The following is an 11,256-nucleotide window of genomic DNA, read 5'->3' on the forward strand; positions in this document are numbered from 1 at the left end:
AGTTGAGTTGTCCACGTTCTATTATGCTAAGATGGGAGTAGCTCATGTTGGGTTCTCCTGTGAAAAATGGTGTTGTGGTGACTTCCATTTTACACGAATCCAAACATGGGCCTCTTTGTTTTTTAGCTGTCGCACTTCATATTACAATCCGTCATATAAAAAAAAGACGGTTTCCAAGATACGGGCAAGCCGCGCTGGAAACCATCCTTTTCGCTTCGTTATTGTTAACGCTAAGGCATATTGAGAAATCCTGTATTTTCGATAATCGCATTTACTTGAAGCTCTAGCTTTAGCTTTGGGTAATATTCCGTACGCCAGCTTTTCAACTGCTGCCGCGGAATTTTATGGCGGAAATATTGGCCTGTGCCCAAAATATCCGCTCCGCTCGCTTGTAGCCTTGCGAACATTTGATCGAACTTTTTTGTCAGCATGGCATCAAGCTCCTGCTTGATCATTTCGCTTGTCGGGTTCCCCTTTGTTTCCAAGATAACGACCTTCAATTTTAATTCACTTTTTAAAATAGGCTTACCGCTGCTCATCGAGCTTTTCGTATCCATATCGTTGTTAACGATAAGTACGCTAGCATGATTCAAAACTTCGATTTTCCCTTGCGTGCTTTCGCCATTAAAAGCATTGAACAGCAGTGTTTCGTCCGCATTGATCTGTCCAACCATTTTTCCGTTTTTTATAACCGCCGAGCCTATATGCTGAATGGCGGTGGTTTTTCCCGACCGTATAAGCGGTATAGCAACGTCTCGCGTATAAGAGTGAATACTGCGATATACCTCCCACACCCGAGTTAATGCAATTTGCGGATTCCAGCCTGCGTTTTTCTCAAAAAAATCATAGAGGGTCGTGCCCTCGGGCTCCATCATTCTTTTTACCGTCTTAAAGAAATAATCCATATCTTCATCGCATATCGTAACCAGCGACTTAGGAGACACGTCACGGCCTCTCATAAAATCGGCTATGGTATCTTCGAGTCCATCCTGCGCATATTTCTTATCCATCAAAATCACCTTCACGTGAAGCAAATCCACGCGATCTTCCAAATTAGCGCTGATCTTATCGACCGCATGATTGATCGTGTTCCCGGTTCCGGTCACAATTTTTATTTGAGTCGAATTTTGACCCGGTTCAGGAATTTGAAGATAGATCAAATATTCGCCGTTCTTCTTTGAAACGCCCATCACTACCGGCAGCACTCGGTGGTTGATATCAATATTATCCCAGCAGCCGCTTAGCGCTAACGTCATGCAAACGATTATAACTATCTTAAGCACTTTCATCTTTGATCATCCTTCTGGAACGAAGCCCAATAAACCATATCGAGCAGGGTATGATTAAGAATACAAAAAACCGCAGCAGCGTACTCCACGTCGTCAGCTTATCTATCGACTCCMAATTCTGAATGAACAAGCAAGCCGAATAGATAAGCACAGCTGTCGTGATCATTAGATAGCCCGGCTTCACCTTCGGCATGCTTCGATGCAGGATCCGGCTGATTTCCCACAGTACGATCGAAATAAACAGCATCGTGAAGGTGATGAGACTCAGCAGCAAAAACATCGTAATCCGGTCAAACATCAGCCAGTTAATATGGACCGTGCTTACCAGCATAATGAAAGGAAATTTAAAGGTTGAGGCGGTAGCTTGTCCGAAAGTCAGCAGCGGAAGATAGACAGATAAGAAGAAAAACGGAACGAGTGCCGTTAGGGTTAACATCATTTTTCTACGGCTGTAAGAAAAATAGGGCTGAATGAAACCTAGAAATAAGTAGCTAACGGAAAATGCAGAGAAGCTGTGAAAATAGGCTGGCTTCGTCAAAAATGAAAATTTCTGATCGATTAACGGAAATAAATAACGGAGATCCACATTATGAAAGGAAGTAACAATCACGAAAAAAATAAATGGAACAAAAAGAATAGCCAGCAGAAAGCCCGTACGGAAAATAGCATCTACGCCATTCGACGCAATATAGGTTGAAATAACAACAATAAGCCCCATGATCGCCCATATGGGCGTATTTGCTAGAAAAACAAGCGTAATAATTTCGGAAAAGGCTCGGATGGTTACGATGTTGACGACAATCAAATAAACTACAAGGGGCAGCAGAAATAGGACGGCTGCCCACTTTCCTTTACCCACGTAGATGCTTATAATATCCTGCTTCGGGAAAAAGCTGAGACCTTTCATGTACGCCCAAACCATCAGCATATTTATCGCGATTCCCAAGGTAATCGCAACCCAATGCCCCTCTGTCGTGCTTGAGATGATGTCACCGGAATAGAAGAAGAAAACGAATCCCAGCTTCGTCAGGCTATACATTAGTACGACATGTAAAGTTCTATCCATTTTCTGTCTCACCCTTTTTCATACTGAAATCCAAATAGGAAATGCCGAACGTCTTGATACTTGCAAGGTAACCGCACAGCAGCACCATACCTGCAAGCAGCCCGAGAATTCCAAATATAGCGGACATAATAACAATTAAATATTTGAATACCCGAATCGTAAGCGAATTTTGGAATCCGACAACCGTTGAGTTCGAAATCGTCGTGGCAGCAAGCACAATGATCAATAAATTACTTACCAATCTTGCCACTACGACGGCTTGCCCCAATATGATTCCCCCTACCATCGTTATGGTCGGACCGATGCTTTTAGGCAGTCTGGTGCTGGCCTCGATAATTAATTCCAAGATGACCAGCATCAATATGATTTCCACGATTGCCGGATACGGCACGCCTTCCCGGCTTTGCGCGATTGTTAAAGCAAGCTCTATTCGGAGAACCTCCGGATTTACGGCGACGAGAGCAACGTACAAGCCGGGAGCCAGCAGCGTTATCAATACGCCGATAACACGCAGGAGGCGAATGATAACCATTAATGGACGCGGGAAGTTATGGTCATTTTCGAGCGAAAACATATCCCAGATCAAGTTAGGAAGCACAAGCGCAAACGGAAGGCGATCAATGAACAGCACTACTCTTCCCTTCTTCAACGCACTCGCTACCTCTTGCGGCAATTCCGTCGTATTGAATTTGGGCACAGCTGACCAAGAGGATAAGCCCAGCGATGTCGATAGATTCTGTATGTTATCGATTTCCTTGTCGCTGCTGCGCTCGAGCTGGTCCATGATTTTGCTCACTAGTCCGGGATCAGCGTGGCTGTCATCGTAAATCAAAGAAATTTTTTTCTGCTGCCGGGTGCCCGCCAAGTAAGATTTCACCTTGATATGGTGCGAGATGATTTGTTTCCTCACGATGCCAATATTCGTATCAATATCTTCGATGAATGAGCTCATCGGCCCTTGCAGCACATTCTCGTTCGTAGGTGATTCAACGGCCCGGTTTAGAACAATTGGGAAGGGGTCAACGATGACGAAAGCTGCTTCGCTTTCAAAATAAATGATTAGTTTCCCTCCCATAAATAATGAGATCGCTTCATGCAGATCGATTTCCCTTATTTCGCCGATCTCCGCCATGATGGATACAATAGATTCGGATCCCTTGCTCGTGTTTTCAAAGTTTTTATGTATCGCTATTTTAGTCCTCGTTAAATCGATTAACGTTACGAATCCCAACAACACGACGCTTGCCCCGCCGATTTTATCCGGCTGAATGAAGAAATCATCATTTGCGCCCATTCTGTCCTCTAATTCTTTCAATAAAGAATCCATAGTCCGCTTCTCCTTATAAATAAACAATTCCTCTTACGATTCTCCCCTTCTAATGGCTTTATATACTTAAAAGGAGTGCCCTATAATCAGGACACTCCTCTGTGAATCGAGAGACTTTATTGGTGAGTGGTAGGAAGGTTGTAAATGCGATACAAGAGCACGGCTGCTTCGGCGCGCGTCAAGCTTCCTTTTGGCTTCAGGCTGCCATTGTCGCCCTGCAGCAGCTCTGCTTCAACCAGGGCACGAATGCTGCCCTCCGCATAAGTAGAAATTTGATCATGATCGGCAAAGCCCTCTAGTGCGGCGTCCGCACCCTCGGAGAGTTCGGCCTTCGCCAAACGAAGCGCCCGAGCTATGAATACGGCTGCTTCTTCCCGTGTGATGGCCGAGTTTGGACGGAACTGATTCACTTTGAGGAGCAGGACGGCAGCGGACCTGAAGCGGTGATCATCGGCCATGGCACTGACGGAAGCAAAAAAGGTGCAGTGCTGGACAGCGCGGGACCTGCCGGCTTGTCGTTTATTAACACCGAGCTGGTATCGATAAGCTCATCGGATAAGGTTTATGTGCTCGTTACTTCCACGTACAGAAATGTATTCGCTTTCACCGCATTTTAAAAGAAGAAGCCTTCCTTCATTGCTTCAGGTCGGCTTCTCTCATGGTGTGTGAATTATTTTTTGGCTGCAAGGAATGCGTCGATTTGCTTTTGCGTTTCGGCGATGATGACATCAAGGCCGTTTTTCTTTTGCGTTTCAATATAATCGGCAACAGCCTTCTCGACATCCTTCACGACGCCGAATTCAATCGGTCTGTTGAGCTCATCGTTTGCGGTGTCGCGCTTGGCAATTTCGTTTTTCATGTTGTCTTCCGCGATAAACAAGCCGTCGATAGGTGAGTTTACATTATTAGGCTTGCTTGCGAATTCCGCTTCCTTCACCCAGAAATCTGGTCCGTAAGTCATCGTCGGACGCATGAATTGCGGCTTCCAGAATGCCCATTGACCGCCCCACTCCATGTAGTTGCTCGTAGTCGTTTCCATGCCTTCCGGATATTCGGCAGTCTCGCCGTTCAACACGTAGGTTTTGCCTTCGATGCCGTATTGAACAAGGTCATACAGGGTTTTATCGGTTTCCATCATATCCAGGAAACGAAGCACGCGCTCCGGATTTTTGGAATTGCGGTTTATCGCTACCACGTTTGCAAGCGCCGTACGGTTGACGAATCGTTTATCGGGATACAGCTCGGCAGATTCCATCTTGAAGGACGGATCAGAGAAGCCCGGATTCGCGCTTACCCATTCATGAGACGTTACCGTAAACAGCTTCTTGCCGTTTCTCCACTCAGCCGCTTCATCCGATTTGTCGATCATGGCGTCTCTATTAATCAGGTTATCGTCATACCATACCTTTGCCAGCTTAGCCGCTTCGAGATAGAAAGGCTGCTGCTCAACGGCTTGCACCGTAATTTTATCGTCGCTCAAATAGAAGCCCAGGCCGTGGAAGTTAAGATCCACCCACTCATCGCGAATCATAATGAGCGAAACGGGCGGCGTACGGGAAATTCTCTCGTTTGGATACGCTTTTTTCAGCTCACGCAGCAACCGGTCAACATCCTCGATCGTCTTAATCGAACCGGCAGGAATATCCAGGCCTGCTTTCTCGATAAGATCGGAGCGCCAGCCGGTAAACTTGCGCTCATTCATTTTCATCGTCCAAGGAAGCCCGACGATGTCGCCGTTTACGGTAGCAGCCCCAAGCGTGCCCTGCTCTTCATATTTCTTTAGCAAATTAGGAGCATACTCCGGAAGCAGGTCGTTCAGCGCCATATAGGAGCCTTTTGCCGCCATTTGCTTGTACGACAGCCAATCGCCGTCAAAGTTCATATCCCAGTTATCGCCAGAAGCCGCCATAACGAGCATTTTCTCCTTAAAGTCGCCAAACGGGATAAAGTTAATATCAAACTTAATATTTAGCCCTTTCGCTTTGACGTATTCGCTGACCTTGGACCAAACCTCGTCCGTAGCAGCCTTTTTATCTCCGCCAAAATAAAACTTTAGCGTAACCTCATCTTCCTGCTTCTCTCCGGACTCGCCCGAAGGCGCATTCGTCGCATTCCCGTTACTTGGGGAATTCCCGTTGTTCGAGCTGCACGCTGCTAGAATAACGCTTATCAGCATAATGGCAGCAAGCAATAGCGGCAGTCTTGTCTTTCTTTTTTGCATCTGAATCTCTCCCCTTAGCTTGTGATTTATATACTACACGGCCGAAGCCGGCATAGTCATCCTTTTACAGCGCCAACCATTAAGCCTTTCACAAAAAAACGCTGAACGAACGGATACAAGAAAATGATTGGCCCGATGGTAATGACGGTAAGCGCCATCTTGATCGATTCCGAAGGAATTTGAGCCGAGATGCGCTGCATGGCTGAGGCGTTGCTGGAGCTCTTTAGAAATTCCACATTGGAAATGAGCGTCCGCAACAGCAGCTGCAGCGGCTGCAGCTCTTGCTTATCTACAAACATTAAGCCAAGAAACCAGTCATTCCAGTAACTCAAAGCTACGAACAAGCCAACAGTGGCAAGTACAGGCAAGGAGAGCGGCGCAATGAGACTATAAAAGATTTTAAAGTCGCCCGCCCCGTCCATTTTGGCCGATTCATTCATATCCTCGGGAATGGACAGCATGAAATTCCGGATAAGGAACATATTGAAGGCGTTGGCGAGCATCGGCAGGATTAACGCCCAGAGCGTATCCTTCAGATCCAGGTATCTCACGCAAATGATATACCACGGAACCAAACCGCCGTTAAACAGCATGGTAATAATGACATAGACCGATAAGATGTTCCGGTACTTAAACGAGCGTCTTGCCATGACATAGGCGCCCATGCTGGTGACAAACAGCGATAGCACCGTTCCGGCCACCGTAACGAATAGACTGACGCCGTACGCATCAATGATACGGGTGGAGCCGAGAAACAGAATCCGGTAAGAATCAAAGGTTACGGTCTTCGGCCAAAGCAAGTAGCCATAATCCATAATGTCCTTCTCCGTGCTAAGCGAGCCCGAAATCACCATAATAAACGGAAACAGGCAGGACAAGCTGAACAGGGAGATCGCAATCATGATGACAAACTGTGAGACTGATAATTTTTTTGCAAGCATATAAGAGATCCTCCCTTGATGTAATAAGACGTTTTTAGAAAATCGCTGAATCCTTGTCTATTTTGCGCGCTGCGTAATTGCTGCCAATAATAAGCACGAATGCAATAATGGATTGCWGGAAACCAGCTGCGGATGCCATGCCGATATCTCCTGATTTGCGCAAGCTGCGATAAACGAAGGTATCAATAACGTCGGTTGTCGGGAACAAGAGAGAGGCATCGCCAACCATGGCATAAAACATCCCGAAATCCGCATTCATAATCCTGCCGACTGCAAGCAGCGTCAGAATTATAATCGTTGGCCTCAGCATCGGAATGCTGATATAGCGAATTTGCTGCCATCTTGTGGCCCCGTCGATGGAAGCCGCTTCATAGTACGAATTGTCAATTGACGTTAGCGCCGCCAAGTAAATGATCGTACCGTAGCCCGTGACCTTCCAACGAATGGCTATCGTTAGGATGAGCGGCCAAAGGCCCGCTTCGCTATAGAAATCAATCGGCTGCAGCCCAATATTCTCGAGCAGACGATTGACGGCCCCGCTCTCGAAATTCATGAGATTATAAGCGAATACGCCTACCACGATCCATGAGATGAAGAAAGGCAGGAACGTGAGCGACTGCGTCACCCGTTTGAAATATTTGTTCCTGATTTCGTTAAGCAGCAAAGCGAACCCAACTTCAAAAACAAGCCCTACCGTAATGAACAACGCATTTAGCAGTAATGTATTTCTCATCGCCCGATATGCGGTGGGGGAGGAGAACAAATACTCAAAGTTATCGAACAGCGGGTCCATCCAATCGCTTCCGAAAATTCCTTTGGCAAAGTCAAAGTCCTTGAAGGCGATGACGAGCCCTGCGAGCGGCAAGTAATTAAAGAGAAATAGGAGCGTCGCGACGGGCAGGAACATGAGCAGCAAGGTGCGATTTCTAAGCAATTCCCGAATGACTCCATTTGATTTCATATCGATTTCCCTTTCCCAAATGTGATACTTTTATTCTAAAGGAGCGCATTTGGGCTTACTATGAGCCATTCTTATCCTTTGTTGTTTCGTATTATCCTCCTGGTTGTCCCGCTACTAAAATGAAAAAAGGAGCCGCATCCTCAGCAGATCAATCTGCTTGGGGGACAGCTCCTTCTTGGTCTATGTTTTTTTGGCGAGACGCTACTTTTCTTTTAAGGCTTGCGTTTCCATTGCTCCCGCAGCTCCAGCGTCTTTTGGTTCCATGCTTCCGTCAGCGGAATAATGAGATGAATGCCATTGCCTTGGAAAACGATATCATTAATGACATTGATCCAGTTATACTCGGAGAATCCCGGTATGGTTGCTCCCGGCAATACAAGCGCATTATCCTTCGTCATCTTGACCGCTTCAATGTTTTTCCCCTGCCACAGCGGTACTTGATCGATATATGCGGTCAGCTCCGGATCGATAACGGAAGCGTTAGCGCCTTTCTCTACCTTCCATTTCTGAGCCTCCATCTCGAATTGAAAGCTAATCCATTTGTAAGCCTCCTCCTTATGCTTCGAGCCGCTAAGCAAAGCAAGCGGTCCGTTAATATGGAAGGAGTACTGATTGACCTTCCCCCTGGGAAAAGGAAGAATGTCCCAATCAAACAAGGCTTCCTTCTGGAGCCTCGGCAGCAGCCAGTCACCTCCGATTTCGAAGGCCGTTTTGCCATTGGTGAACTGCCGCACGACATCCCCCTTCTCTGCGGATTCTTCCCAGGACAGCATCGAGCCATCCTTGGTTACGAATTCCGACAGCCAGCGCACATCATCCATAACAGCGGGTGTGCTAAGCAGGCTTTGCCTCAATTTCTCATCCAAGTAAGCCAAATTAGGCGCATTCCCGTCGGCTGCCGATTTCATGGGCAGCAAGCGCATAACAAAGTCGCTGCTCGTCGTCAGCCCGTACTCCCCTGCCGCAGGATCCGTAACCTGCTTGGCAATTTCCCGAAAATCCTCGAAGGTCCAATCATTAGGCGGCATTTCTACGCCATGCTTTGCGAGCAAATCCTTATTTACTACAATCCACATCGGCACGTCAACGAACGGAACGGCAAGCCTTCGGCCATTGAAGGCCATCGTATCGAAATAGCCATCCGGCAGCAATTTGCTTTGGAAGGACACATCCCTGTCCATGTAAGGCTTCAAATTTTCCAACAGCCCGTTTTCCTCGTACCGAAGCAGATCTCCGACGACCCATGTGAGATCGACAGGCGTCCCCGCCGCCTCAAGCTCAATGATTTTATTCATGATAGTATCATCGCCGCCATCAATACGGATAGGTTCTATCGTAATCCAAGGATATTTCGCATGAAACATATCATAAAGCTCCTGATACGTATCATCCGCCCAGGTAAGCAGCTTAAGCTTGACGGGCGCTCTGCTCAGGGCAAGATCTGCCTTCGAAGATTCTGTTCCCTTCGCTGCATGACCGCCCTTCCATTCTTGTAGTGAGCAAGCGGCAAGCACGAGCATAAACATGAGAAGAATACTTATAACAAAGGTAAATGTACGTTTGTTTTTCAAGATCATTCCTCCTTTCATACTCAACGCGCTTTACGCTTCACCCTTTGCCTATGGAATCCAAATCATGGCCTTCCTTTAAAATCGGATGCCTTAAGATGATTTTGGTGCCAATATCGGGTCCCGTTTCGATTTTGAGCTTGTAAGCATCTCCGAAATAAAGCTTCAATCGATCGTTGACATTGCGAAGCCCGACTCCCCTGCGAGCATGGGAGAACGTATCGCCCGGCTCCTCTTCTTGCTCAAGCTGAGCGAGGACCGCCTGCGGAATGCCTTTGCCGTTGTCCGCCAGCTCGATAACGATATCTTCATTTTCCTTCCTAGCCGTTATCATGATTTTCCCTTTCTCGAAATCATCCCTAACGCTGTGCTGAATCGCATTCTCAACAAGCGGCTGGAGCAAAAGCCGTAAAAACGGCATATCCATCGTCACTTCCTCGCATGAATACAATATTCTTACAACCTTTCCCATTCTTGCCTGCTCTATTAATACATAAGCCTTGACCTGCTCGATTTCGCGGCGCAGCGTAGTAATTTCCTTGCCTTGGTTCAAGCTGAGCCTCAGCAGATTGCCTAATGCCGATACCATCTCGCTTATATCGCTGCGGCCGTGATTTTCGGCCTTCCACCTTATAGACTCCAAGGTGTTGTATAGAAAATGCGGGTTGATCTGATGGCTCAGCACCTGAAACTCTAGTGCTTTCTTATTCCTCTCCGAACGCGCCGCTTCCGTGATCAGCCTCTCAATTCGCTGGACAAGGCTGCCGACCCCGCGATACAGCCAGCCAACCTCGTCTTTTCGGGAAGACGAGGGCACCAAATAATGAAGGTTGTCCGCTTCCAGCCTGCGCATGATGCGAACTAGGTGGGCAATCGGCTGCGTGTAGTACGCCGTAATATAAAAAACAACGCTGATGCAGCAAATGAGATAGACGACAAGAAAGATCACCAGCATGCGGTTAATTTCATCAATCGTTCCCGTCAGCTCATGCAGGGGAGTCAAGCTTACGATGGTCCAAGGATGGTTGGCCATCTTCAAGTAGGTAGCCAAATAGGTTTGACCGCCGATGGCAATGGATTTAGAGCCCTCATCACCCGTTTGCATATAAGAAATAAAGGCATCAGACGGGAATTCCTTGCCCGTCCATTCATTCATGGAAGAATCATAATGAACAATGCCCTTCTCATTAATGAGCAGCAGCTTCTGATCCTTAAGCTGATCCGACGGAGAAAAATAACGTTTTAAATAGTCCTCGGATAAATCCGTTGCGATGATGCCTCTCAACTTTTGATCATACAGTCCCGAGAACCGTTTGACATAAGAGAGCAGCGGCTTCGCGTACTTTCCTTGCTGCGGCATGGTCAGGTACCAAGTGGGACTGACCGTCGACTTGGAGCGCTGGAACCAATACTGGTCCCCGATTCGCACCGATTCGTCGATGGTCCGCATATAGGAGGGATAAACCGTCGGTTTTATGGGATAAACCTTGACCCTAAATGCATCGATGACCGGTGTCGCATGATAAAGCACCGTTAGCAGATTTACTGTAAACGCTTCCTCTTCTGCTTGGTCTAAAGGCTCTTTTTCCAGCAAATCCTGAAGCGCCTTGTTGCCGATCACTTCATTGACCTGTTCATTTAACGTATTGAGATAAATTTCAAAGTTCTTTCTCGCTTGCAGCAAATAGCTCATGGACATCTTTGTATTCGTATTGGAGATGCCTTCGATTGATTTAATATGAGCGTAATACRCAAATAACAAAAACGGAACGATGATGATCATAAAGAAAATAAGAATCATCCGATTACGGAAAGATGAAGCGAGCCGAAAGGAGACTTTGTTCATCTGCAAGCACCTGCTTTCCCTGACTATCCATTCGATT

Annotated in this window: 10 protein-coding genes; 1 reads left to right on the plus strand and 9 read right to left on the minus strand. The window is 46.9% G+C overall.

Annotated elements, in window-relative coordinates; genetic code table 11:
- Positions 1 to 230: 230 nt before the first annotated feature.
- From AC1DLI_RS23180 to AC1DLI_RS23195, 4 genes are all read right to left on the minus strand, one after another.
- Positions 231 to 1,289 (minus strand): Ger(x)C family spore germination protein, encoded by a 1,059-nt coding sequence (locus tag AC1DLI_RS23180; RefSeq protein WP_477606862.1) that lies wholly within the window; start codon positions 1,287 to 1,289, stop codon positions 231 to 233.
- Complete coding sequence (locus AC1DLI_RS23185) at positions 1,276 to 2,355, minus strand: GerAB/ArcD/ProY family transporter (RefSeq protein WP_477606863.1); 1,080 nt, start codon at positions 2,353 to 2,355, stop codon at positions 1,276 to 1,278. Before AC1DLI_RS23185 ends, AC1DLI_RS23180 begins: the two co-directional genes overlap by 14 nt.
- Positions 2,348 to 3,682 carry a spore germination protein gene (locus AC1DLI_RS23190; RefSeq protein ID WP_477606864.1) on the minus strand — a complete coding sequence of 445 codons (1,335 nt, stop codon included), beginning with the start codon at positions 3,680 to 3,682 and terminating at the stop codon, positions 2,348 to 2,350. The genes AC1DLI_RS23185 and AC1DLI_RS23190 overlap by 8 nt, the downstream gene beginning before the upstream one ends.
- A gap of 116 nt (positions 3,683 to 3,798) precedes the next feature.
- Positions 3,799 to 4,140 carry an S-layer homology domain-containing protein gene (locus tag AC1DLI_RS23195; RefSeq protein WP_477606865.1) on the minus strand — a complete coding sequence of 114 codons (342 nt, stop codon included), beginning with the start codon at positions 4,138 to 4,140 and terminating at the stop codon, positions 3,799 to 3,801.
- Here AC1DLI_RS23195 and AC1DLI_RS23200 point away from each other — a divergent pair.
- Positions 4,126 to 4,299 carry a hypothetical protein gene (locus AC1DLI_RS23200; RefSeq protein WP_477606866.1) on the plus strand — a complete coding sequence of 58 codons (174 nt, stop codon included), beginning with the start codon at positions 4,126 to 4,128 and terminating at the stop codon, positions 4,297 to 4,299. The genes AC1DLI_RS23195 and AC1DLI_RS23200 overlap by 15 nt on opposite strands.
- Positions 4,300 to 4,352: 53 nt before the next feature.
- On the opposite strand, the gene AC1DLI_RS23205 is transcribed toward AC1DLI_RS23200, so the two are convergent.
- The 5 genes from AC1DLI_RS23205 to AC1DLI_RS23225 form a co-directional block, all read right to left on the minus strand.
- Positions 4,353 to 5,903 carry an extracellular solute-binding protein gene (locus AC1DLI_RS23205; RefSeq protein ID WP_308995869.1) on the minus strand — a complete coding sequence of 517 codons (1,551 nt, stop codon included), beginning with the start codon at positions 5,901 to 5,903 and terminating at the stop codon, positions 4,353 to 4,355.
- A gap of 56 nt (positions 5,904 to 5,959) precedes the next feature.
- Positions 5,960 to 6,844: a carbohydrate ABC transporter permease gene (locus AC1DLI_RS23210; protein ID WP_477606867.1), complete on the minus strand. Its 885-nt coding sequence runs from the start codon at positions 6,842 to 6,844 to the stop codon at positions 5,960 to 5,962.
- A gap of 34 nt (positions 6,845 to 6,878) precedes the next feature.
- On the minus strand, positions 6,879 to 7,805 hold the full coding sequence (locus tag AC1DLI_RS23215; protein WP_477606868.1) for an ABC transporter permease: 927 nt from the start codon (positions 7,803 to 7,805) through the stop codon (positions 6,879 to 6,881).
- A gap of 212 nt (positions 7,806 to 8,017) precedes the next feature.
- Entirely contained in the window at positions 8,018 to 9,376 is a 1,359-nt protein-coding gene (locus AC1DLI_RS23220; RefSeq protein WP_477606869.1) for an ABC transporter substrate-binding protein, read from the minus strand.
- 37 nt (positions 9,377 to 9,413) lie between these two features.
- Positions 9,414 to 11,219: a sensor histidine kinase gene (locus tag AC1DLI_RS23225; protein ID WP_477606870.1), complete on the minus strand. Its 1,806-nt coding sequence runs from the start codon at positions 11,217 to 11,219 to the stop codon at positions 9,414 to 9,416.
- Positions 11,220 to 11,256 lie beyond the last annotated feature (37 nt).

It is taken from the genome of Paenibacillus sp. 01T443 (assembly GCF_056398325.1).